22 protein-coding genes are annotated in these 23,961 nt (G+C 63.9%); 10 read left to right on the top strand and 12 right to left on the bottom strand.

Features of this window, described 5'->3' with window-relative positions; all coding sequences use genetic code 11:
- The first annotated feature begins 9 nt into the window (after positions 1-9).
- Positions 10-1,683: a DNA repair protein RecN gene (gene recN / locus V1293_RS31920; RefSeq protein ID WP_334515214.1), complete on the top strand. Its 1,674-nt coding sequence runs from the start codon at positions 10-12 to the stop codon at positions 1,681-1,683.
- 11 nt (positions 1,684-1,694) lie between these two features.
- Positions 1,695-3,842 (top strand): NAD-dependent DNA ligase LigA, encoded by a 2,148-nt coding sequence (gene ligA, locus V1293_RS31925; RefSeq protein ID WP_334515216.1) that lies wholly within the window; start codon positions 1,695-1,697, stop codon positions 3,840-3,842.
- Positions 3,843-3,955: 113 nt separating this feature from the next.
- Here the strand turns inward: ligA and V1293_RS31930 are convergent, their stop codons facing one another.
- Positions 3,956-5,239 carry a multidrug effflux MFS transporter gene (locus V1293_RS31930; protein WP_334515217.1) on the bottom strand — a complete coding sequence of 428 codons (1,284 nt, stop codon included), beginning with the start codon at positions 5,237-5,239 and terminating at the stop codon, positions 3,956-3,958.
- A 230-nt stretch (positions 5,240-5,469) separates the two neighbouring features.
- Positions 5,470-7,305: an aminopeptidase P family protein gene (locus V1293_RS31935; protein WP_334515219.1), complete on the bottom strand. Its 1,836-nt coding sequence runs from the start codon at positions 7,303-7,305 to the stop codon at positions 5,470-5,472.
- Positions 7,306-7,495: 190 nt separating this feature from the next.
- Here V1293_RS31935 and V1293_RS31940 point away from each other — a divergent pair, with 190 nt between their 5' ends.
- Positions 7,496-7,684: a hypothetical protein gene (locus V1293_RS31940; protein ID WP_334515220.1), complete on the top strand. Its 189-nt coding sequence runs from the start codon at positions 7,496-7,498 to the stop codon at positions 7,682-7,684.
- 3 nt (positions 7,685-7,687) lie between these two features.
- On the opposite strand, the gene V1293_RS31945 is transcribed toward V1293_RS31940, so the two are convergent.
- Entirely contained in the window at positions 7,688-8,578 is an 891-nt protein-coding gene (locus tag V1293_RS31945) for a 50S ribosomal protein L11 methyltransferase (protein WP_334515222.1), read from the bottom strand.
- A 199-nt stretch (positions 8,579-8,777) separates the two neighbouring features.
- Between V1293_RS31945 and V1293_RS31950 the strand changes: the two genes are divergently transcribed.
- Positions 8,778-8,939 carry a Flp family type IVb pilin gene (locus V1293_RS31950; RefSeq protein ID WP_334515224.1) on the top strand — a complete coding sequence of 54 codons (162 nt, stop codon included), beginning with the start codon at positions 8,778-8,780 and terminating at the stop codon, positions 8,937-8,939.
- Between the two features lie 432 nt (positions 8,940-9,371).
- Complete coding sequence (locus V1293_RS31955; protein WP_334515226.1) at positions 9,372-9,521, top strand: hypothetical protein; 150 nt, start codon at positions 9,372-9,374, stop codon at positions 9,519-9,521.
- A gap of 69 nt (positions 9,522-9,590) precedes the next feature.
- On the opposite strand, the gene V1293_RS31960 is transcribed toward V1293_RS31955, so the two are convergent.
- Positions 9,591-11,192 carry a phytoene desaturase family protein gene (locus V1293_RS31960; protein WP_334515229.1) on the bottom strand — a complete coding sequence of 534 codons (1,602 nt, stop codon included), beginning with the start codon at positions 11,190-11,192 and terminating at the stop codon, positions 9,591-9,593.
- 168 nt (positions 11,193-11,360) lie between these two features.
- Between V1293_RS31960 and V1293_RS31965 the strand changes: the two genes are divergently transcribed.
- On the top strand, positions 11,361-13,646 hold the full coding sequence (locus tag V1293_RS31965) for a spermidine synthase (RefSeq protein WP_334515231.1): 2,286 nt from the start codon (positions 11,361-11,363) through the stop codon (positions 13,644-13,646).
- Between the two features lie 45 nt (positions 13,647-13,691).
- Here V1293_RS31965 and V1293_RS31970 read toward each other — a convergent pair whose 3' ends face one another.
- Positions 13,692-14,093 carry a carboxymuconolactone decarboxylase family protein gene (locus V1293_RS31970; RefSeq protein WP_334515233.1) on the bottom strand — a complete coding sequence of 134 codons (402 nt, stop codon included), beginning with the start codon at positions 14,091-14,093 and terminating at the stop codon, positions 13,692-13,694.
- 149 nt (positions 14,094-14,242) lie between these two features.
- Here V1293_RS31970 and V1293_RS31975 point away from each other — a divergent pair, with 149 nt between their 5' ends.
- Together V1293_RS31975 and V1293_RS31980 are read left to right on the top strand one after the other, a co-directional pair.
- On the top strand, positions 14,243-14,668 hold the full coding sequence (locus tag V1293_RS31975; RefSeq protein ID WP_334515235.1) for a YeeE/YedE family protein: 426 nt from the start codon (positions 14,243-14,245) through the stop codon (positions 14,666-14,668).
- 3 nt (positions 14,669-14,671) lie between these two features.
- On the top strand, positions 14,672-15,130 hold the full coding sequence (locus tag V1293_RS31980) for a DUF6691 family protein (protein ID WP_334515238.1): 459 nt from the start codon (positions 14,672-14,674) through the stop codon (positions 15,128-15,130).
- Positions 15,131-15,175: 45 nt separating this feature from the next.
- Here V1293_RS31980 and V1293_RS31985 read toward each other — a convergent pair whose 3' ends face one another.
- From V1293_RS31985 to V1293_RS32010, 6 genes are all read right to left on the bottom strand, one after another.
- Positions 15,176-15,958 (bottom strand): L,D-transpeptidase, encoded by a 783-nt coding sequence (locus V1293_RS31985; protein ID WP_334515241.1) that lies wholly within the window; start codon positions 15,956-15,958, stop codon positions 15,176-15,178.
- A gap of 359 nt (positions 15,959-16,317) precedes the next feature.
- Positions 16,318-17,079: an ABC transporter permease gene (locus tag V1293_RS31990; protein ID WP_334515244.1), complete on the bottom strand. Its 762-nt coding sequence runs from the start codon at positions 17,077-17,079 to the stop codon at positions 16,318-16,320.
- A complete protein-coding gene (locus tag V1293_RS31995) occupies positions 17,076-17,999 on the bottom strand; it encodes an ABC transporter ATP-binding protein (protein WP_334517003.1) in 924 nt (307 codons plus the stop codon). Before V1293_RS31995 ends, V1293_RS31990 begins: the two co-directional genes overlap by 4 nt.
- A gap of 138 nt (positions 18,000-18,137) precedes the next feature.
- Complete coding sequence (locus V1293_RS32000) at positions 18,138-18,428, bottom strand: type II toxin-antitoxin system HicB family antitoxin (RefSeq protein ID WP_334515245.1); 291 nt, start codon at positions 18,426-18,428, stop codon at positions 18,138-18,140.
- A gap of 8 nt (positions 18,429-18,436) precedes the next feature.
- Positions 18,437-18,631, bottom strand: a complete 195-nt coding sequence (locus tag V1293_RS32005; RefSeq protein ID WP_334515247.1) for a type II toxin-antitoxin system HicA family toxin — start codon at positions 18,629-18,631, stop codon at positions 18,437-18,439.
- Between the two features lie 84 nt (positions 18,632-18,715).
- On the bottom strand, positions 18,716-21,379 hold the full coding sequence (locus tag V1293_RS32010; protein ID WP_334515249.1) for an ATP-dependent helicase: 2,664 nt from the start codon (positions 21,377-21,379) through the stop codon (positions 18,716-18,718).
- A 289-nt stretch (positions 21,380-21,668) separates the two neighbouring features.
- On the opposite strand from V1293_RS32010, the gene V1293_RS32015 reads away from it, so the two are divergent.
- Entirely contained in the window at positions 21,669-21,842 is a 174-nt protein-coding gene (locus tag V1293_RS32015) for a DUF1328 domain-containing protein (protein ID WP_334515251.1), read from the top strand.
- A 69-nt stretch (positions 21,843-21,911) separates the two neighbouring features.
- On the opposite strand, the gene V1293_RS32020 is transcribed toward V1293_RS32015, so the two are convergent.
- Positions 21,912-22,436 (bottom strand): thioesterase family protein, encoded by a 525-nt coding sequence (locus tag V1293_RS32020; protein WP_442894312.1) that lies wholly within the window; start codon positions 22,434-22,436, stop codon positions 21,912-21,914.
- Positions 22,437-22,524: 88 nt separating this feature from the next.
- Between V1293_RS32020 and V1293_RS32025 the strand changes: the two genes are divergently transcribed.
- Positions 22,525-23,937, top strand: coding sequence for an FAD-binding oxidoreductase (locus V1293_RS32025; RefSeq protein WP_442894385.1), 1,413 nt, complete (start codon positions 22,525-22,527; stop codon positions 23,935-23,937).
- Positions 23,938-23,961 lie beyond the last annotated feature (24 nt).

Genomic DNA, 23,961 nt, shown 5'->3' on the forward strand with positions numbered 1-23,961 from the left:
ACACTTCGCATGCTGGCGCGTCTGTCGATCCGTGACATCGTCCTGATCGAACGGCTCGATATCGAATTCTCCCGTGGCCTCGCGGTGCTGACCGGCGAGACCGGCGCGGGCAAATCCATCCTGCTCGATGCCTTCGCGCTGGCGCTCGGCGGCCGCGGCGATTCGGGCCTGGTCCGCCATGGCGCGGAGCAGGGCCAGGTGACGGCCACCTTCGACGTCCCCAAGGGCCATCCGGCCGCAAGGATCCTGTCCGAAAACGGCCTCGACGACACCGGGGAAATGATTCTGCGCCGCGTGCAGCTTGCCGACGGCCGCACCCGCGCCTTCATCAACGACCAGTCGATCAGCGTGCAGACCCTGAAAGCGGTCGGCACTGTCCTGGTCGAGATTCACGGCCAGCATGACGAGCGTGCGCTGGTCGACGCCTCGACGCACCGGCAGTTGCTCGACGCCTTTGCCGGGCTGGAGAAAGAGGTCTCGGCAGTGGAAACGCTGTGGGAGGCGCGGCGCAGCGCCAACACCGCGCTCGACGCCCATCGCGCCAGCATGGAACGCGCCGCGCGCGAGGCGGATTATCTGCGCCACGCCGCCGACGAGCTGAAGACGTTGAAGCCGAAGGACGGCGAGGAGACCGCGCTCGCTGAACGCCGCACCATCATGATGCAGGGCGAGAAGATCGCAAGCGACCTGCGCGAGGCGCAGGAGGCGGTCGGCGGCCCCCATTCGCCGGTGCCGGCGCTGGCCGCCGCAGTACGCCGCCTCGAACGCCGCGCCGCCAATTCGCCTGCGCTGGTCGAGCCGGCGGTGAAGGCGATCGATATCGCGATCAACGCGCTGGAAGAGGCCGACCAGCATCTCAGCGCAGCCCTGGTCGCGGCCGATTTCGACCCCGCCGAGCTGGAGCGCATCGAGGAACGGCTGTTTGCGCTTCGCGCCGCCTCGCGCAAATATTCGACGCCGGTCGACGGGCTGGCGGCGCTCGCCGCCAAATTCGTCGCCGACGTGGCGCTGATCGATGCCGGCGCGGATCAGTTGAGGAAGCTGGAAGCCGCCGCGGATGACGCCGACAAACGTTACGGCGCGGCAGCCGAGAAGCTTTCTGCGGCCCGCAACAGGTCCGCCGAGAAGCTCAACAAGGCCGTCAACGCCGAACTGGCGCCGCTAAAACTCGAACGTGCAAAATTCACGACGCAGGTCGAGACCGACGCGAACTCGCCGGGACCGCAGGGCATCGACCGCGTCGAGTTCTGGGTGCAGACCAATCCCGGCACCAAACCGGGGCCGCTGATGAAGGTCGCCTCCGGTGGCGAGCTGTCGCGGTTTCTGCTGGCGCTCAAGGTGGTGCTGTCCGACCGCGGTTCGGCGCCCACGCTGGTGTTCGACGAAATCGATACCGGTGTCGGCGGCGCGGTGGCGGACGCGATCGGCGCGCGGCTGTCGCGGCTGGCCGGCCAGGTCCAGGTGATGGCGGTGACGCACGCGCCGCAGGTCGCCGCACGGGCCAGCACGCACCTGCTCATTTCCAAGGACGCGCTCGACAAGGGCAAGCGCGTCGCCACCCGCGTCAACGCGCTCGCCGCCGACCACCGCCGCGAGGAAATCGCCCGCATGCTGGCGGGCGCGGAGATCACCGCGGAGGCGCGGGCGGCGGCGGAGCGGCTGTTGCGCGCGGCGACGGCGTAGCCGTGACCGTCATGGCAAAGACCGCAAAACCAAAACCGCTCCCCGAAATTGCCAAGCTCACCAAGGCGCAGGCCAAGGTCGAGCACATGCGGCTGGCGCTGGAGCTGGAGGGGCACGACAAGCGCTATTACCAGGACGATGCGCCAAGCGTGACGGATGCCGAATATGACGCGTTGCGCCAGCGGTTCAATGCGATCGAGAAGCGGTTCCCGGAATTCGTCAGTTCGGAATCGCCATCGCAAAAGGTGGGCGCGGCGCCGTCGGGGCGCTTCAAGAAAGTCCGTCACTCCTTGCCGATGCTGTCGCTCGACAATGCCTTTGCCGAGCAGGACGTGATCGATTTCGCCGGCCGCATCACGCGGTTCCTCAAGCTGCCGGATGACAAGATCGACTTTTCTGCCGAGCCGAAGATCGACGGACTGTCGATGTCACTGCGCTATGAGGGCGGTGAGCTCGTCACCGCCGCGACGCGCGGCGACGGCGCGGTCGGCGAGGATGTCACCGCCAATATCCGCACGCTGGAAGATGTGCCCGAGAGGCTGAAGGGCCGCAACGTGCCTGACATCTGCGAGGTGCGCGGCGAGGTGTACATGACCAAGAAGGCCTTCCTCGCGCTGAACGAGCGCCAGAAGGCCGCCGGCGATACGATCTTCGCCAATCCGCGAAATTCCGCCGCGGGGTCGCTGCGCCAGAAAGATCCTTCGATTACCGCGTCACGTCCGCTCGGCTTCTTCGCCTATTCCTGGGGTGAAATGAGCGCGATGCCGGAGGGGACGCAAACCGGCATGATCCACTGGTTCGAGCGCTGTGGCTTCAAGACCAACCCGCTGACAAAGCTCTGTCATTCCGTCGAGCATCTGATCGCGTTCCACCGCAAGATCGAGGAACAGCGCGCCGAGCTCGATTACGACATCGACGGCGTCGTCTACAAGATCGACCGGATCGATTGGCAGGAGCGGCTCGGTTTCGTCTCGCGCACACCGCGCTGGGCCATTGCACACAAATTCCCGGCCGAGCGCGCCATGACGGTGCTCAAGGACATCGAGATCCAGGTCGGGCGCACCGGTTCGTTCACGCCGGTCGGAAAGCTGGAGCCGGTCGGTGTCGGCGGCGTGATCGTGCAGAACGTCACGTTGCACAATGAGGACTACATCAAGGGCATCGGCAACAAGGGCGAGCAGTTGCGCGAGGGGCGCGATATCAGGATCGGCGACACCGTCGTGATCCAGCGCGCCGGTGATGTGATCCCGCAGGTCGTCGATGTCGTGATCGACAAGCGGCCGAAGGGGACGAAGGAGTTTCACTTCCCGAAGAAATGCCCGTGCCCGCTGCACACCGACGTCGTGCGCGAGGAAACGGCAACCGGCGAGGAAGGTTCGCGCGCCCGTTGCACCGGCGAGTTCGCCTGTCCGTTCCAGAAGATCGAGCATCTGAAACTGTTCGTCTCGCGGCGCGCCTTCGATATCGACGGGCTCGGCGAAAAGCAGCTTCAATACTTCTTCGACGAGGGTTGGGTGAAGGAGCCCGCCGACATCTTCATCCTGCAAAAGCGCAATAACAAGCTCAAGCTCGAGGAGATCGAGGGCTACGGCGAAACCTCGGTGCGCAATCTCTTTGCCGCGATCGAGAGCCGCCGCCGCATTGCGCTGGAGCGTTTCATCTATGCGCTCGGCATGCGCCATGTCGGCGAGACCACGGCGCTGGCGCTGGCGCGCGGCTATGGTTCATGGGACGCATTTCACGACGCTTGCCTCAAGGTCGCCGAAGGCGACGAGGAAACCATCGTCGAGATGGATGCGCTCGACCAGATCGGCGATACCGTGATCAAGAGCGTCGCTGCCTATTTCGGCGAAAGCCACAACCGCGGCATCGTCGAGCGGCTGAAGAGGGAAGTCACGGTTCTCGACGCCGAGAAGCCGAAGAGCAATTCGGCGGTGGCCGGCAAGACCGTGGTGTTCACGGGCTCGCTGGAAAAGATGACGCGCGACGAAGCCAAGGCGACGGCCGAGAGGCTGGGCGCCAAGGCAGCCGGCTCGGTGTCGAAGAAGACGGACTACGTCGTCGCGGGGCCCGGCGCGGGTTCAAAGCTCGCGGAGGCAAAGAAGCACGGCGTGCCGGTGCTGACCGAGGACGAGTGGCTAAAGCTGATCGGGGAGTGAGTGACTTTCTCCACGTCATTGCGAGCGAAGCGAAGCAATCCATCTCGCGGCATAAAGAAAGAATGGATTGCTTCGCTTCACTCGCAATGACAGTAGCGGCCATTTCGGGCCCCTCACAACATCCCGCTTTCTTCCTCCTCCGCCTTCGCCATCAATTCCTCGCTGACCACGACCGTTGGCCGCGGCACGAGAAAGAACATCGCCGACGCGCAGGCGATCGAGAGCGCGAAGATCGCGGCCGTCAACGGCAGCGTGGTGGTGGAGTGGCCGCCGAGATAGGCGCCGAATTGCGAGACCAGCGCGCCGATGCCCTGCTGCAGGAAACCCATCGCGCCCGCCGCGGTGCCGGCGGCCTCAGGGCGGACGCTGATGGCGCCGGCTGCGGCGTTGTTCATCACGAAGGCGTTGGCGACCATGACGATCATCTGGGTGCCGAACAGCCAGAGCGGCGTCTGGTTGGTCCCGACGATGCTGAAGATGAGGTTCAGCAGCGCGCCGCCGAATTGCAGCGCCAGCCCGAACCAGATCAGCTTCTCCAGCGAATGGCGCGGCGCGAAGCGGACGCAGAACAGGTTGCCGACCAGATACGCAAATCCGGTGGTCGCAAACCAGGCGCCATATTCGGCGGTGGTCCGGCCCATCTGCGTCACCACGATGTAGGGCCCGCCGCCGGCGAACGTGAAGATGATCTGGGAAGCCAGCACCTGGCACAGCACATAGCCGAGAAAGGCGCGGTCGCGGATCAGCTTGCCGACGTCGCCGCGGAAGCTGCCGCGCACGCCGCGGTCGCGCCGCGTCTCGGGCAGCGCAACTGATATCAGCACGGCGACACCGAGCGAAGCCGCGGTGATGAAATAGAAGATTGCGCGCCAGCCGAACGCGGTCTCCAGGAGGCCGCCGGCGAGCGCGCTCAGCATTTGCGCCACCATCATGACCCCGATGACGAGGCTGATCATGGAGCTGATGCGGTCGCGGCTGTAGAGATCGCGGATGATGGCGCGGCTCACCACCATGCCGGTGGCGCCGCCGAGCGCCTGCAGGAAGCGCGCGGCGATCAGTTGCGGCAGCGTCTGGGCCAGCGAGCAGCCGATGCTGGCCGCTACCATCAAGGCCAGGCCCGCCAGCAGCACCGGGCGGCGGCCGAACCTGTCCGACAGCGGCCCCATGACGAGCTGCGAGCAGGCGATGCCGACCATGTAGAGCGACACCGTCATCTGCGCGACCGAGATATCGCCGTTGAACGTCGTCGCCAGCACGGGCAGCGCCGGCACCAGCATGTAGAGCGAGATCGGCGCGACGCCGGTCATCGCGACCAGCATCAGCAGCATGATTTTCGATGTCGCGACGGCGCTATTGTTCGCCGCCGCGCCGGGCGGCTTGCCCACGACGCCGTGCATTCAGTCCGATCCTCTGTTGGTTGAATCAGACTGTAGCGCGATGGCTCATGGCGGATACGGATGTTTCAGCATGCGGCCATGCCGAATTCGTACAACAAACTCCGCTGTCGTCATCCGCGAAGGCGGGTGACCCAGTACGCCGGGCAGCCTCGGCTCAATCGCTGACGTCTCTGGAATACTGGGTCCCCCGCCTTCGCGGGGGACGACGACTGTGCGTTAGGCAATAGTGATCAAAGCGGCAGCATCGCCGCCGTCGCCTCATCCAGCCACAGTTTCGTGGCGTTGTCGTCGAGATGCGGGCGCACCGCGCGGTTGACGCGCTCGTGGTAATCGTTCAGCCATTTCAGCTCTGTCGCGCTCAGCATATTCACATCGATCAGGCGGCGGTCGATCGGCGCCAGCGTCAGCGTCTCGAACGCGTTCACCGGCTTCTCGGCACCTGGCACGTCGGTGCCGATGACGAGTTCGAGGTTTTCGATCCGGATGCCATAGGCGTCGGTCTTGTAATAGCCGGGCTCGTTGGAAAGGATCATGCCGCGTTTCAGCGGCGTGGTGCCGAGTTTCGAAATCCGCGCCGGGCCTTCATGCACCGAGAGATAGCTGCCGACGCCATGGCCGGTGCCGTGCTCGAAATCGAGGCCGGCCTGCCACAAAAATTGCCGCGCAAAGGAATCGAGTTGTGCGCCGGTGGTGCCGTCGGGAAAGATCGCGCGTGTGATCGCGATGTGGCCGCGCAGCACACGCGTGAAGCGGTCGCGCATTTCGTCGGTAGGGTTGCCGATCGCGATCGTGCGGGTGACGTCGGTGGTGCCGTCTTCATACTGCGCGCCGGAATCGATCAGCAGCAGATCGCCGGGCGAAATCCGCCGGTTGCTCTTGCGGGTGACGCGGTAATGCACGATGGCGCCGTTCGGCCCGGTCCCGGCGATAGTCGGAAACGAAACATCCTTCAGCGCGCAGGTCTGGCGCCGAAAGGTTTCCAGCGCCTCGACGGTGTCGATCTCCGTCAGCGCGCCGGATGGCGCCTCGCGGTCGATCCAGGCGAGGAAGCGCGTCAGCGCCACCGCATCGCGCCGGTGTGCGGTCCGCGTACCCTCGATCTCGGTGATGTTCTTCACCGCCTTCAACAGGCTCACCGGATCGTTGCCGCGCACCGGTTTTCCCCCGGCGCCCGCGATCAGGCGGCTCAGCGCGTCCGCGGCGGTGGCGCTGTCGAGCGCGATCGTGATGCCGCTGCGCGCGAGCTCGGTCAGATCGGGCACCAGCGCGCCGGGCTCCCGGACATCGGCCGATTGTTCGAGATGGTCGCGCGTCAGGTTGGAAAGCTTGCGGTGATCGATGAACAGGGTGGGGCGGCCGTCCTTCGGCACCAGCGCGTAGGACAATGGCAGCGGCGTGTGGGAGACGTCGGCGCCGCGGATGTTGAAGGTCCAGGCCACCGCGTGACTGTCCGACAGCACCAGCGCCTCGGCCCCGAGCTTGGCGATCTCAAGCCGGATCCGCTTGAGTTTTTCGGCTTCGATCTCGCCGGAAAACTGCACGCCATGAACGGAAACGGGGCCGAGCGGCGGGGCCGGGCGCTCGGTCCACACCGAATCCAGCGGGTTGCTGTCGACCGCGACCAGCTCCGCGCCCGCGTTGGTGCAGGCGGCCGCCAGCCGCTCGGCTGCCGCGGAAGTGTGCAGCCACGGGTCAAAACCGAGGCGGTCGCCGGCGGCCAGATGCTTGGCCAGCCAGTGTTCCGGTGGCGGATCGGCCAGCGGCTCGATGTGCCAGGCCTTGCGGTCGACCTGCTTGGCGGCCTGCAGCGTATAGCGGCCATCGACGAAAATGGCGGCCTCGCGCGTCAGGACGATCGCGATGCCGGCCGAACCGGTGAAGCCGGTGAGCCAGGCCAGCCGCTCTTCGGAGGCCGCCACATACTCGTTCTGCTGCTGATCGGCGCGGGGAATTACGAATCCTGTCAGCTTCCGGCGCGCGAGCTCCTCGCGGAAGATGCCCAGCCGAGCGGTCAGCGCGACGCCGCTCTCGGGATCTTCGAATGTCTGGAAATGGGCTTCGAACATCGCCGGGTCACTTTAGAGTTCGGTGGAGCGATCCGCAATGCGGCGGAGTTGGCCACAATTTGGCATAATCCGTGCTTCAATATATCCGTCCGCGTTAGTCGGATCGAATGGTTTTACAGTGCAGGCTGTTCGGCTCAAGGTTACCGGGAGGCCCGAGGAGTGTTTCAACTCAACGAAGAGGGGATACACCATGCCAGCTTTCACGTTTGAGAGGATTTCGCCACCGGCCGACCGCGGCCCGATCCCGCCGGTCGCCAACAAGAAGCAGCGCGGCGTCATCGTCCAGATCTTGGACCGGTTGGTGGAAGCGCGGGTCAAGCGGACGTTGAGGGAAGAAAACGGCGTCACCGCCCGCAATCCTCGTAGACCAGCCGATTGAGTTTCAATTCACCTTGCGCAGCAACAGGCTGCTCCAACCGTCGATACGCAGGTGCCGCACCGGCACCAGTCCACGGGCGCGATAGGCGGCGATGACGGCGGGCGCCTGGTGCGTCAGCAAGCCCGACAGAATGACCAGCGCCGATGGCGCCAGATGCCGCGCCATCGGCCCTGCCAGTTGCCGCAACGGATTGGCGAGGATATTCGCGAGCACCAGATCGAACGGCGCAGCAGCCACGAATTGGGGCGCGGAAAAACCGGTGGCGCGGATCGCCTGCACCAGATGCCCCGCCACGTTCAGCCGCGCGTTTTCGCGGGCGACCTGCACCGAGGGCGGATCGATATCGCTCGCCAGCACCTTTCCATGCAGCGCCCTGGCGGCGGCGATCGCCAGCACGCCGGTGCCGGTGCCGAGATCGAGCACGCGGCGCGGACGCCAGGCTTTCAGGACATGATCGAGCAACAGCAGGCAGCCGCGCGTGGTGCCGTGGTGGCCGGTGCCGAACGCCAGCGCCGCCTCGATTTCGATGCCGAGCTTATTGGGCGCGATCCGCTCGCGGTCATGCTGGCCGTGGACGATGAAGCGTCCGGCCGGCACGGGGACGAGGTCTTCGAGGCTGGCCTTGACCCAATCCTTGGCCTCGACCGTGTCGAAGGCGATGCCCTCGGCGATGTCAGCACCGGCAGCATTGGCGACGAGTTCGCGCACCAGCGCCTGATCGGGCGGGTCGGCGAAGTGCACGGTAACGTCCCATCGGCCATCCGGCCGCTCAAATGCGGCGATCGCGGCCTGACCTTCAAAAAAAAATTCGGTTAGAGCATCGACGACACCTTTAGCTGCGTGCTCGTCACCGACTGCAAAGCTGACGCGGTGTGTAGGGGCGGTGGAAGCCATTGAAGAACCTGGAGAAAAGAAGAGAGGCGCGATCGGGGACAGGATGATTCATTCAAATTTGAGCAAATTTCACATTGTAATACTCGGAAAAGTTGCAGAGCCGACGTTAGGGCTGCCTTAGATTCATTTCCGTAGGTTCCCGGATAGGAACTGCAGGGGGAAGCCTCGGTTCCAGGAACACAAACCCAGGTCGGAACCAATGTCGGTCATCAAGTCATTCTTTAAGGACGAATCGGGAGCCACGGCCATCGAGTATGGCCTGATTGCAGCGGGTATCTCGATTGCGATCATCTCTGTTGTGAACGGTCTCGGCTCAACGCTGAGCACGAAGTTCTCTGACATCAGCAGCTCACTGAAGTAACCGCCCATTTCGGGGTCATTTTCGGGACCGGGCGCGCCAAGCGCCCGGTCTCTTTCGTTTCGGGCCAGCGTTGCTGCGGTGGCATATCCACCTTCTATCCACAACCGGCGGGGGCATTGCCGATCCGGTTATGCGCGGTAGATACCCGTTTTTTCCACAGCCGCCGCGGCGAGTTTTCGACAATCAATCCACAGGCTTTTCCTGTCATTACCCACCGGCTTTGCACATTGTCTGAATCCGGTCCGTCTTTGTAGGCCGAAGGCGAACCGAGGGACTTGGTTAAAACCCCGTTCACGACAGTCGTACACCCCCGATTTACCGCGCTCTCAGACGGTTCCCTCCAACCGGGCCGAATGGAGCCGCACATTAAGTGGCCAGGCCTAAGAACAGGGCACGCTGAAAACAGCGACAACAACAGGGGGAATTTTCAACATGACGAAGATTACTGCGGTTATTGCCTTGATGTGCGCCCTGAGCGCGTATGTGAGCTATCCGTCGGCCAACGGCGGCGCGACGCCTTCGCTGGCGCTGTCGATGCAGGAATCCCGTTCGCTTCCGATCGAAGCCTACGACGCCGTTTGATTTGACAATCTGATCGTTTCGCAAGGCGCAACGCCGGTCCCGGCGTTGCGCCTTGTGCGTTTCATCAGCCTATCCGAACAGTGCGCGGTGATCGCCCAGGATCACGCGCGCAGCGTTGTGGCCGGGGGCGCCGGTGACGCCGCCGCCGGGGTGGGCGCCGGAGCCGCAATGGTAGAGGCCCTTCAGGGGGCCGCGATAATCGGCATGGCCCAGCATCGGCCGCGCCGAAAACAATTGGTTGAGCGTCAAGGCGCCGTGGAAGATGTCTCCGCCGAGCAGGCCGAACTGACGCTCGAGGTCGAGCGGCGACAGCACCTGGCGGCCGATCACGCTGGCTGCAAAGCCCGGCGCGAATTTGTCCACCGTCGCGATCATGAGGTCGGCGACTTCGTCGCGGTGATCGTCCCACGATTTTCCATCCGGCAATTCCGGCGCGACATGCTGGCAGAACAGGCTCGCGACATGCCGGCCTTCCGGAGCGAGGGAATCGTCGAGCGTGGAGGGGATCAGCACTTCCACCACGGGCTCGCGGCTCCAGCCATGGCTGCGCGCGTCCTGCCAGGCGCGATCCATGTAGCCGAGGCTCGGCGCGAGGATGATGCCGGCGGTGAGATGGTCGCCGGCGCCGGGCAATGCGGTGAAGGAGGGCAGGGCATCCAACGCGACATTCATGCGAAAAGTACCTGATGCATTGCGCCAGCGCGAGATGCGTCCGAGGAATTCCGGCGCCAGCGCGCCCGACGGCACAAGCCGCGTATACAGCAGTTTCGGATTGACGCCGGAGACGACGTATTTCGCGCGGATGGTCTCGCCATTGTCGAGGATCACGCCCGCGGCGCGCCCGCCCTCGACAATCACTTCGCGCACGCCGGCTTCCGTTTCGATCTCCACGCCATGCCCGCGCGCGACGCGCGCCATCGCTTGCGTGATCGCGCCCATGCCGCCGATCGCGTGGCCCCATACGCCCTTCTTGCCGTTCACCTCGCCGAACGCATGGTGCAGCATGACGTAGGCCGAGCCCGCCGCGTAGGGACTGGCATAATTGCCGACGATGGCGTCGAAGCCGAACAGCGCCTTCACAAGGTTGTTCTCGAAGCGCTCGTCCAGCATCTCGCCGGCCGAGCGCGTGAACAGGTCGAGCAGATTGCGCTGCTGTTCGAGCGAGAGCTTGCGCAGGATGCCGGCTGTGCCCATCGCATTGAAGGCCTCGCGGATCGCACCGATCCCAAACCCCTCGACGATGTTCGGCGGAGGGCGCAGCACGAGCTGCCGCAGCACGTCGGCGATGGCCTCCAGCTCGCGCGAGAAGACATCAATAGTGGCCGCATCGCGCTCGCTGAGTTTTGCCACCGATGCCTGCGTGCGGCCCTCGCCGGTCAGGAGATAGCTGCCGTCGGGCGCGGGCAGAAAATTCTGTGCGCGGCGCTCGACGATGCGCAGGCCGTGATCGGCGAGCTTCAGGTCGGCAACGATCTGTGGATTGAGCAGGCTGACAGTATAGGCGGCCACCGAGTTGCGGAAGCCGGGGTGGAATTCCTCGGTCACGGCGGCGCCGCCGACCGCCTTGCGGCGCTCTACTACTTTTACGCGCAGGCCGGCCATCGCGAGATAGGCCGCGCAGGTGAGGCCGTTATGCCCCGCCCCAATGATGACAACGTCCGTCTCGTTCATGCCAGCTTCAGCTTCAAGAAGGTTTGATCGGGATGGGCGCAAAGCGCCCTATCCGTGCTTTCTTATCCCGCATTGCTCGCCGTGTCGCCCTATGCTCCATTGCGCCCCGCCGGCGGCCCTGCCGGGCATCCCGCCACCGGCGCCCGCCGGTTTCCAGCCGGAGTTTTGATGTCTTCTCCCGATCTGTCCGTTTCAGCGGACCAGCCTTCCGAAAGTCGGAACCTGTTAGTCCTGGTCGTCTACACCGCCGCGATCTTCGTCAGCGCGCTGCTGCTGTTCTCGGTGCAGCCTCTGTTCACCAAGATGGTGCTGCCGCGGCTCGGCGGCTCGCCGGCGGTGTGGTCGGTGGCGATGGTGTTCTTCCAGTCGCTGCTGCTCGGCGGCTATGCCTATGCGCATTTCCTGATGCAGCTGCGCAACCGCACGATTCCCGTGGCGGCCCATCTGCTGCTGCTCGCTTGTGCGATGCTGACGCTGCCGCTGTCGATCTCGAGCGGATGGGGCGATCCGCCGACGTCAGGCTATGCGCCCTGGCTGCTCGGCCTGTTTGCGGTGTCGATCGGGCTGCCGTTCTTTGCGCTCGCCGCCAACAATCCGCTGCTGCAGGCCTGGTTCGTCCGCACCGGCCACCCCAACGGTCCTGACCCGTACTTCCTCTACGCTTCCTCGAATATCGGCAGCTTCCTGGCGCTGTTGTCCTATCCGGTGCTGCTGGAGCCGATGTTCACGCTGCGCACGCAGAACCTGATCTGGACCGGCGGCTATGGCCTCTTGATCGTGCTGATCGCAACCTGCGGCGTATTGCTGCTGCGCTCGCCGGCGAAGGCGGCGGAACTGAACATGCCGGCCGACGATAGCGCCGCGCCGGCGCCGCCATCGATTTTGCGCGCCCGCTGGATCTTCCTTGCCGCCGTTCCGTCGGGGCTGCTGATCGCGGTGACCGCGCATATTTCCACCGATGTCGCGGCGGCGCCGCTGCTGTGGGTGCTGCCGCTGTCGCTTTATCTCCTGACCTGGGTGCTGGTGTTCCAGTCACGCCCGCTGTTGCCGCACAAGTTCATGCTGATGCTGCAACCGCTGGCGATCATGGGGGTGATCCTGCTGTTGGCGATAGGCGGCGAGCAGAACCTGTTGCTGACGCTCGGCGGCCACCAGCTTTGCTTCTTCATCATTGCGATGGCCTGTCATGGCGAGTTGGCGCGCACCCGCCCCGCCGCGAAATATCTCACGGGTTTCTATGTCGCGCTGTCGTTCGGCGGCATGGTCGGCGGACTATTCGCGGGGCTGATCGCGCCGTTCACGTTCTCCTGGGTCGCGGAATATCCGATCCTGGTGGCGCTGGCGGTGCTGTGCCGGCCGCCGGCCGACGAGCGGTGGCCGCAATGGAGCCGCTGGTTCTGGCCGCTGCTAGCCATCGCCGCGGCGGCGCTGATCGCGCCGTCCTACAGCAGCGGCAAAATCTTCACATGGCTGGATACCAATCGAGTCTACGTGGTAGCCGCAGTTGCGGTCGTCTCGATGATATTGGCGATCCTGCTCAAGGCGGATCGCTGGAAGCTGGCCGCTGTGGTGACCTTGGCGCTGGTGTTGATCCGGATGTATCCCTCCGACGACGGGCGCGTGGAGACCGTGCGCAGCTTCTTCGGCGTCCACAAGATCGTGGTGACGCCGAACGGCCAATATCATGTGCTGATGCACGGCACCACGATCCACGGCGCCGAGAAATTCAAGAACGACGATGGCACGCCGGTCACCAGCCAGCCGGAGCCGATCACCTATTATCACAAGGACGGCGGCATCGGCCAGGCGATCACCGCGATCCGCGAGCGCAAGGGCGCGCCGCTGCGGGTCGCCGTGATCGGGCTCGGCTCCGGCACGCTGGTCTGCGCGTCCGAACCTGGAGAGGACTGGAAGTTCTTCGAGATCGACCAGTCGATGGTCGATACCGCGCGCGACCCGAAATATTTCACCTACATCCAGGTTTGCCAGCCGAACCTGGAACCCGTGATCGGCGATGCGCGGCTGACCTTCGCGCGCGAGCCCGACGGCGTCTACGATCTGATCATCGTCGACGCCTATTCCTCGGATGCGATTCCGATTCATCTGGCGACCGAAGAGGCGATGGAGATCTACAAGTCCAAGCTGGCGCCGCAGGGGGCGGTGGTGATGCACGTCTCCAACCGGCATCTGGAGCTGTCGAGCGTCGTCGTCGGCATCGCCGACGCCAACGATATGAAGAGCTGGGTCTACAGCGAGGATTCCGGCCGCGACAATGAATACATCTTCTCGACCTCGGTCGTGGTCTCGGCGCGCGAAGAGGCCGACGTCGGCAAGCTGGCATCGTCGGACCAATGGGCGCTGACGGAAGCCGAAGACAACCAGCGGGTCTGGACCGACGATTATTCCAACGTGCTGGGCGCGGTGTGGCGGCGGCTCAGAAGGGGCGAGGAATAGATGAGGTGCGGCCTCCGAGCGCCATGACCTCCGAGCGGGACCTTGTCATTCGAGACGAATTTCATCGTCATTGCGAACTGGAATTCGTCTGCCCAATGGTTTCGCCGTACCGGCCTCGAATTGCGTGAACGCTTCCAGCGCGTGGCTCGCGTACATCACCGAGGGGCCGGCGCCCATATAGATCGCCATTCCCAGCGTTTCGCTGACTTCCTCCTTCGTGGCGCCCTGCTCCACGCAAGCCTTGACGTGAAAGGCGATGCAATCGTCGCATCGAACGGCCACCGCGATGCCGAGCGCGATCAGTTCCTTGGTCTTGGCATCCAGCGCCTTCGAAACCGTCGCTGCCTTCGCAATGCCCGCGAACGCCTTCATGACGTCGGGGGCCGATCCGCGAAGGCTACGCAGGAGAATGCTCAAATCGGTGGTCTGTTGCGGCCAATTGGTCATCGATTTTGCCCTGTGGTTTACTGGCACAGCATATCCGGCAGCGCGCCTGGCCGGCATTGCGATGGATCAAGGCGGCCGCCGCCGGCCCATTGCGATCATGCGCAGTCCGCCTATGATCTGAGCGTACCCATCGAGCCCTGGAAACCCTCATGGCCAATTTCACTCCCGTGTCGGCCGCAATCGGCGGCGTCCTGATCGGGCTTTCCGCGGTGCTGCTGATGTTGTCGACCGGCCGGATCGCGGGGATCAGTGGCATCTTCAGCGGCCTGTTGAATATGCGCGGCGAGGACAAGGGCTGGCGCATCGCCTTTATCGCCGGGCTTATTCTGGCGCCCGTCATCGCCGGTCTTGTCGGATACGGAATGTCGCCGCCGAAACTGCCATCGAACTGGGCCGTCATTATCGCAGCGGGACTGCTGGTCGGCTTCGGCACCCGTCTCGGCGGCGGCTGCACCTCCGGTCACGGCATTTGCGGAATAGGGCGGCTGTCGCCGCGTTCCATCGCCGCCACAGTCGTCTTCATGGCCACGGCGGTCGTTACCGTGGCAGTTACCCGCCACGTGTTGGGAGGTTGAGCCATGTGGATCATCGCCCCCTTGATTTGCGGCCTGATCTTCGGTGCGGGCCTGCTGATTTCAGGCATGGTGCAGCCGACCAAGGTTTTTGGTTTTCTGGATATCTTCGGCGCATGGGATCCGAGCCTTGCCGTGGTGATGGCTGCGGCGCTCGCGGTGTCGGTGCCGGGCTTCAGGCTGGCCGATCGCGCTGCGCGGCCGTGGTTTGCCGGGCAGTATTTTCGGCCGGGCAAGTCGGGGATCGATCTGCCGCTGGTAAGCGGTGCGGCGCTGTTCGGTGTCGGGTGGGGCCTTGTCGGCCTGTGCCCGGGGCCGGCGCTGGAAAGCCTTGCGACCCTGTCGCCCGGCATCATTGTTTTCGTCGCGGCGATGGCGGCCGGGATGATTGCGCACGACGCCTGGCAACAGGCGCGGCTGACGGCGCAACGCGACCGCACGCTGGCGAGCGCGACGGACGGTTAGGATCGCGGTCACGGATAATGCCGCGACCGCGAAAAATTCGCCCAGTTAATCCTGATAGCCGAACAGCCCGCGCGGCTGATACGACTGCCGCGGCTGGTAGTAGTAGCCCTGCGGCGCCGGCGCATAGCCGCGGTTGTCGTAATATTGCGGCTGTTGCTGCTGATAGGCCTGGGTCTCGTAGGCGCGGCGGCCGGGCGCGGGATAACGCGCTTCGTTGGAAGAACCGTCGGCGGGATAGATGTAGCCGTCGTCGGCCCGTGCAACCGGCGCTGTGCGCTGCTGCGGCGGTGTGATCACGATGGGATCTCCGGCGGAATCGTATTGCTGCTCATATTGCGGCAGCGGGGCGCGGCGTGCGACCGCCGTATTGGCGCGCCGCGGATTGCGCGCCAGCGCCACCTGGGAGGAGCCGGTCAGCGTCACCGTGGTATTGAGAACGCCTTGCTCCTGAACCAGCGCCCAGAGCTTTGAGGCGTTCTCGCGCGACAGCCGCACGCAGCCATGTGAGGCCGGGCTGCCGAGACGGTTGACGGAATCGGTGCCGTGGATGGCGTGGCCGATCTTGGTAAAGAAGATCGAGTGCGGCATCGGCGCGTCGTCGAATTCCTTGGAGTAGTGGTCTTCCTCCATCCGGAAGGCGCGGAAGCTGCCGCTCGGCGTTTCGTAGGAGGGGATGCCTGTCGATACCGGCCAGTTGTAACGCTCGACACCGTCGACCGCGACGGTCATCTGCTGGTTATCCTTATCAACGGTGATGGCGACTTTGGCTTGGGCTGCGCCCGAGGCAAACAGCGTCAGGGCGGTGACGGCAATGAGGAAGGAACGCATTTTACCTTTGGCCTCCAGACCCCTGTACTAAAAGCGCCGGCTCTCCCGTCCCCCGGGCATCACTATGCCCGGAAACCGGCACTGGTTCCAGTGGCCGCTCGCAATCGTTAACGGCTCCCGCGGCGCAAACAAGGCGACGGGACGGCACAATGGGTCATGAATTGCTGACTTTTTCGCGAGTGGAAGATGCGGCGGTGCCTGAGGTACCGGGGGTTCGTCATGCCCGGGCTTGTCCCGGGCATCCACGTCTTTGCGGCATTGGGAAAGAAACGTGGATGGCCGGGCATAGGCGAGCGGAAGCGACGCCGTCCTTCCAGACGGCTATGCCCGGCCATGACGGTGGAATAACATTTCCGGCGTCAATTCTTCAGCCGGTAACCGGTCCGGAAAATCCACCACACCAGGGCGATGCAGATGGCGAGGAAGCCGAGCGTCATGCCGAGGCTCAAGCCCACGCTGACGTCGGCGATCTCGTAAAAACTCCAGCGGAAGCCCGAGATCAGATAGACCACGGGATTGAGCAGCGTGACGGTGCGCCAGCCCGACGGCAGCATGTTCACCGAGTAGAAGCTGCCGCCGAGGAAGGTCAGCGGCGTCACTACCAGCATCGGGATCATCTGCAGCTTCTCGAACCCGTCGGCCCATATGCCGATGATGAAGCCGAACAGGCTGAACGTCACCGCCGTCAGCACCAGGAAGGTCAGCATCCACAGGGGATGATGGATGTGCAGCGGCACGAACAGCGCGGCGGTGGCGAGAATAATCAGGCCAAGGATGATGGATTTGGTCGCGGCCGCCCCGACATAGCCGATCACGATTTCGAGATAGGAAATCGGCGCCGACAATATTTCATAAATGGTGCCGACGAATTTCGGAAAATAGATGCCGAACGAGGCGTTGGCGATGCTCTGCGTCAACACCGACAGCATGACGAGCCCCGGCACGATGAAAGTGCCGTAGCTGACGCCCTCGACCTCGGTGATGCGCGAGCCGATCGCGGCGCCGAACACCACGAAATAGAGCGAGGTGGAAACCACCGGCGAGACGATGCTCTGCAGCAGCGTGCGCCAGGTGCGGGCCATTTCGAACAGATAGATGGCGCGGATCGCACGGTAATTCATGGCGCCCTCACCAGGCTGACGAAGATGTCTTCCAGCGACGACTGCCTTGTGTCGAGATCCGAGATGCGGATGCCGGCATTGCGGAGATCGCCGAGCAGGCTGGTGATGCCGGTGCGGTCGCCCTTGGTGTCGTAATCATAGATCACGGCGTGGCCGTCGTCGCACAGTTCGAGATTGTAGGCGGCGAGCGCGGCGGGGATCGCATCGATCTTGCCTTGCAGATGCACCTTCAACTCCTTCTTGCCGAGCTTCTGCATCAGTCCGGCCTTGTCCTCGACCAGGATGATCTCACCCTTGTTGATGACGCCGATGCGGTCGGCCATCTCCTCGGCTTCCTGGATGTAATGCGTGGTCAGGATGATGGTGACGCCGGAGGCTTGCAGCGCGCGCACCACATCCCACATGCCCTTGCGCAATTCGACGTCGACGCCGGCGGTGGGTTCGTCGAGAAACAGGATCTGCGGCTCGTGCGACAGCGCCTTTGCGATCATCACGCGGCGCTTCATGCCGCCGGACAGCGTGATGATTTTGGAATCCTTCTTGTCCCACAGCGACAGGTCTTTCAGGACTTTTTCGATGTGCGCTGGTTTCTTGGGCTTGCCGAACAGGCCGCGGCTGAAGCTCACCGTCGCCCAGACGGTTTCAAACGAGTCGGTGTGCAGTTCCTGCGGCACGAGGCCAATCAGCGACCGCGCGGCGCGGTAATCGCGGTTGATGTCATGCCCACCGACGGTGACGCTACCCTCGCTCAGATTGGCGATGCCGCAGATGATGCTGATCAGCGTGGTCTTGCCGGCGCCGTTCGGCCCGAGCAGCGCGAAGATTTCGCCGCGCTTGATGTCGAGATTGATGCCATTCAGCGCCTTGAAACCGGAGCCGTAGGTCTTTGATAGATTTGAGACGGATATGATGGGGGGCATCGCGAGCATGGCAGTCTGAAACGGAAATGGGCGAACGACACAGCGGCGCTTTCGGCCGGAATCGACGCGGGGAGGGGTGGGAACCGGGAGATAGGAACGCGGAAGGTCTTTCGCAATGCGTCGGACCGAGAAAAGCGCCTATTCCGCGGCGTGAGCGCGCGCGGGCAGTTCGATCAGGGCGACCATGTAGGTCTTAAGATCATCAGCGATTGCGGGATCGGATTTTAATTCAGTTAGCGTTCGCGGACGTGGCAGTAGCTTGCCGTCTCCTTCGACGCTTTCTGCATAAAGCTCCAGGGCTTCCGGCGCGTTGCGCAGCGCCTGATCGATATCATCGCCGCCCGAAGTGCAGCCGGGCAGGTCCGGAAACCAGACGCCAACAGCGTGCTCTGGTCCGGCATCTTCAATAAGGGCGATGTAGTGGGCCATGGCTAATCTCAGTCAGGTTTCCATCCTGCGCCCTCATAAATGGCACGGACTAGGCCTTTTCCCAAGTCCTTCTTGGGGTGCGGAACGACAAGTGTTTCACCCGAGATTGGGTTTTTGAACACGTGATGAGAGCCGGTGATGCGAACAAGTGTCCATCCCTCCCGCTCTAGGCGCCGAACAATCTCTCGGCTGTTGGTCAACATGAATGTCTCCTGAGATCATGTGACCTGGAACGCTAGAGCCGATTCGGTAGCGTTAAGTGAGCGCTCGGCAGAAATATTCGCGCCTTACGCCCGCTCCACAAAACTATCCACCACTTTTTTCTCGCCCGCCTTCTCGAACGCGATCGTCAGCTTGTTGCCGTCGATCTTCACCACGTTGCCGTAGCCGAATTTCTGGTGGAACACGCGGTCATCGAGCGAGAATTCCGAAACGGTGCCCGTGGATTTCGCGACCAGTTCGCCTTCGATCACCATCGGGCCGCGCTTGTTGCGCGAAAATCCGCCGCCTGAGAAGGCATCGCCACGCGAGCCTGCATCGCTGCGCGAGCCTGAGAATGACGACTGGCTTTCGTCAAAACCGCCGCGGGCCTGTCCGCGACCACCCTGGCCGCGGTTGCGGTTGGCCTGCGCGCGCTGCCAGCCCGGCGTGCTGTAGCTGGAGCCGAAGGATTCGACATTGTCGAAGCGCGACGGGCCGTAACCGCCGCTGCCGCCCCAGCCGGAGCCGCCTTTCGACTCCGTGATCTCGACATTTTGCGACGGCAGTTCGTCGAGGAAGCGCGAGGGGATCGTGGTCGACCACGTGCCGTGAATGCGGCGGTTGGTGGCGAAATAGAGCTTTGCGCGACGGCGTGCCCGCGTGAGCCCGACATGGGCGAGGCGGCGCTCCTCTTCGAGGCCGGCGCGGCCCTGTTCGTCGAGGGTGCGCTGGCTCGGAAACAGGCCTTCCTCCCAGCCGGGCAGGAACACATTGTCGAATTCGAGTCCCTTGGCCGAATGCAGCGTCATCAACGAAACCGCTTCTTCCTCGGCGCCGCCGTCGCGGTCCATCACCAGTGAGATGTGTTCGAGAAAACCTTGCAGGTTCTCGAACTCCTCCATCGAGCGCACCAGTTCCTTCAAGTTATCCAGCCGGCCCGCAGCGTCGGCGGAGCGGTCCTTCTGCCACATCTCGGTGTAGCCGCTCTCGTCGAGCACGATTTCGGCCAGATCCGTATGCGCGGTGACCTCGCGCTGGGCGCGCCAGCGATCGAATTGCGCGACGAGATCGCGCAGGCTCCCGCGTGCCTTCGGCTTCAACTCGTCGGTCTCGACCATGGCTCGCGCCGCCTCGAACAGGGGAATGCGGCGCTTGCGGGCGTGGTCGTGCAGCATCTGCACGGTGGCGTCGCCAAGCCCGCGCTTCGGGACATTGATGATGCGCTCGAAGGCAAGATCGTCGGCCGGCGAATTGATCGTGCGCAGGTAAGCCAGCGCGTCGCGGATTTCGGCGCGCTCATAAAACCGCGGACCGCCGATCACGCGATAGGGCAGGCCGAGCGTGACGAAACGATCTTCGAACTCGCGCATCTGGAACGAGGCCCGCACCAGGATCGCGACCTCGTTGAGGTTCTCGCCGGCGCGCTGCAGCTCCTCGATCTCCTCGCCGATGGCGCGGGCTTCCTCTTCCGAATCCCAGGAGCCGGTGACGGTGACTTTCTCGCCGTCGACATCCTCGGTGCGCAACGTCTTGCCGAGACGGCCCTCATTGTGCGCGATCAGATGCGAGGCGGCGGCGAGGATATGGCCGGTCGAGCGGTAATTGCGCTCGAGGCGAATGACTTTTGCGCCGGGAAAATCGTGCTCGAAGCGCAGGATGTTGTCGACCTCCGCGCCGCGCCAGCCATAGATCGACTGGTCGTCGTCGCCGACGCAGCAGATGTTTTTGGGGGGAGAGGGCTGAGCGACGGCATTTCCAGCGTCATTCCGGGGCGCACCGGCAGGTGCGAACCCGGAATCTCGAGCTGAGTCCTCATTATCTCCAGATTCTCCGATGTGCGATTGCACATCGGAGTTCGCATCTTCGATGCGCCCCGGAATGACGGGAGAGTCGGTGTGTCCCGGAATGGTCGCCGAGAGCGGCACGCCCGGCCGCGACGGCGCCTGCGACAACAGCCGCAGCCAGAGATACTGCGCGACGTTGGTGTCCTGATATTCGTCGACCAGAATGAACTTGAAGCGGTTCTGGTATTGCCGCAGCACATCAGGGTTTTCGCGGAACAGCCGGATGTTCTCCAGCAGCAGATCGCCGAAATCGGCGGCGTTGAGAATCTTCAGCCGCTCCTGGTAGCTGGCGTAAAGCTTGCCGCCCTTGCCGTTGCCGAACATCGCGGCTTCGCCTGCCGGCACCTGGCTAGGCGTCAGGCCACGGTTTTTCCAGCCGTCGATCAGTCCGGCCAGCATGCGCGCCGGCCAGCGCTTGTCGTCGATGTTCTCGGCCTGCAGGAGTTGCTTCAAGAGCCGCACCTGGTCGTCGACGTCGAGCACGGTGAAATTGGATTTGAGCTGCACCAGTTCGGCGTGAATGCGCAGGATGCGTCCGCCGATCGAATGGAAGGTGCCGAGCCACGGCATGCCTTCCACGGCCTGGCCGAGCATCTGGCCGAGGCGGAGCTTCATCTCGCGCGCGGCCTTGTTGGTGAAGGTCACCGACAGGATTTCGTGCGGCCGCGCCCGGCCCTGGCTCAGGATGTGGGCGATCCGCGTGGTCAGCACCCGCGTCTTGCCGGTGCCGGCGCCGGCCAGCACCAGGACCGGCCCATCCAGCGTCACAACAGCTTCGCGCTGTTCGGGATTGAGCCCGTTCAGATATTGCGGACCGGCTGCCGCCCGCGCACGCGCGGCGATGCCGCCAGCCGCAGGCTGGTGCTCGGGGACGCCGTGATGGGGCAGTTTGCTCGGCTCGGTCATTCTCGAATCGTCTCGTCCCCACGATGGCACCGTGAGGCGGTAAAGGGGAGCCTTCATAGCAAGGATTAAGGGCCATATAGGGCCTGGCCGGCCGTTTTGACAGGTTTTATCCCGGCGCTTTTGCGGGCCCGATTTCGCGGCCAGCCTGCGATTTTGTTCCGCCGGAATCGTCAAATTTCGTCGTTTTGCCGCCAGGAACCATCATTCCCAGCCCGGATTGGTCCTGCAGGCGATGCGCGGAGCGTCAGTCGCCGCCATCGCGAGCGCAACAGCCAATTGAGGTCGTGTCATGCTGAGCTGGGTCGTTACGTTTCTGATCATCGCGCTGATCGCGGGCGTTCTGGGCTTCGGCGGCATCGCCGGCGCTTCCGTCGAAATCGCGAGGGCAATCTTCTTCATTGCCGTGATTCTGTTTCTGGTCTCGGCAGTGGTCGGATTGGTTCGTGGACGCAGCAACGTCTAGCAGGCGCGGCTGATGCGCAACAACGGGCGGCGACGCCCCGCTACGGAGCGTCGGCGCCGCCACGCATCGCTATTTCTGGGGCATCGCAACCGTGCGGCCGATCCCCTCGGGCCGCGGCACGGCGGCATGCGAAGCCACGACCGCCTGGATGCGGGCGCGAATGTCCGGCGGGAAGGGCGCAACTTTGCGCGCCTTCATGTCCATATGCAGCGTCATGTTTTCCGACGTCGCGGAGAGCCAGCCTTCGGTCGCGTGCCGCAATTCCTCGAACGTGTGCAGCCGCTTCTCATCGTGACCTAACAGATAAACCGAAATCTGAACGGGATCGCCGAGATGAATTTCACGTATGTACCGTACATGGCATTCGGCGGTGAAGGTCGAGCTGTGGCGTTCCTTCATGTAGGCTGGCCCGATCCCGAGTTGCAGCCACATTTCGTCGATCGCGCGGTCCATCATGACGTTGTAGTAGGCCATGTTGAGGTGGCCGTTATAGTCGATCCATTGCGGTTCGATCTGCATCACCGACGACAGGAACGGGGCAGGCGGCAGCGGCATAGTCTTCAGTCGGTCGCCGGCGGCGGCAGCGGTCGTCATCATCCATCCCTTTGTTTTTGCGGATCTCTTGACCCCCCTTATATCCTTTGCCACGGTCCGCTCAAATCCGGAGGAATTTGGCGTGGCGATGACGGTATCAGGTAATTTGAAGCGGCCGGAGCCGCAGGCGCTGGCCAGCGCGGTCGAGGCGCTGGCGGCGCGATTCGGCAACCGGCTGATTACCTCGCAGGCGGTGCGCGAGCAGCACGCCCATACCACCACGTGGCTGCCGACGCAGCCGCCGGACGCGGTGGTGATGGCGCAGGAAACCCAGGACATCCAGGACGTGGTGCGGATCTGCGCCAAACATAGCGTTCCCGTGATCGCCTTCGGCACCGGCACCTCGCTGGAAGGTCAGGTCAACGCGCCGGCCGGCGGCGTCTGCATCGATTTGCGCGACATGAACCGGATTCTTGACGTTCACGCCGAGGATCTGGATTGCGTGATCCAGCCGGGCGTCACCCGCAAGGCGCTGAACGAGCATCTGCGCGACCAGGGATTGTTCTTCCCGATCGACCCCGGCGCCGACGCTTCGCTCGGCGGCATGGCCTCGACGCGGGCCTCCGGCACCAATGCGGTGCGCTACGGCACCATGCGCGACAACGTGCTGGCGCTCAAGGTGGTGCGCGGCGACGGCGAGATCATCACGACCGGCACGCGGGCGAAAAAATCATCGGCCGGTTACGACCTCACGCACCTGTTCGTCGGCGCCGAGGGTACGCTCGGTATCATCTCCGAACTCACCATGAAGCTGCGCGGTATCCCCGAGACGATCGCAGCCGCCGCCTGTTCGTTCGAGACCGTGCGCGGCGCCTGTCAGGCCACGATCCTCGCCATCCAGACCGGCATTCCGCTCGCGCGGATCGAACTGCTCAACGCCGAGCAGGTCCGCGCCTGCAACGCCTATTCCAAGCTGACCTTGCCGGAAACGCCACTGCTGCTGCTGGAATTCCACGGCAGCGAGATCGAGGTCGCCGAGCAGTCGAAGAACTTTGACGAAATCGCCAGGGAGTGCGGCGGCGGCGATTTCACCTGGACCACCAAGCCGGAGGACCGCACCAAACTCTGGCAGGCGCGGCATGACGCCTATTGGTCGGTCAAGGCGCTGCGGCCCGGTGCGGGCGTGGTGGCGACCGACGTCTGCGTGCCGATCTCACGGCTCGCGGACTGCGTCACCGAGACCGAGGACGATCTGAAGCGGCTCAACCTGCTGTCGCCGATCGTCGGCCATGTCGGCGATGGCAATTTCCATTGCTCGCTGGTCTGCGACGTCGACAACAAGGAAGAAATGGCGCGCGGCGAGGACTTCATGCATCGCCTGGTCGAACGCGCGCAGTCGATGGGCGGCACCTGCACCGGCGAGCACGGCATCGGGCAGGGCAAGCAGAAATACCTCGAGGCCGAGCTTGGCCCCGAGGCGATCGACGCCATGCGCGCGCTGAAGCACGCGCTCGATCCGCAGAACATCTTCAACCCCGGCAAGATCGTGCCGGTGGGGTAGGGGGTGGACTCATCAATGCGGAGC

Origin of the sequence: Bradyrhizobium sp. AZCC 1693, from assembly GCF_036924745.1 — a bacterium.
In the GTDB taxonomy this organism is placed as follows: domain Bacteria; phylum Pseudomonadota; class Alphaproteobacteria; order Rhizobiales; family Xanthobacteraceae; genus Bradyrhizobium.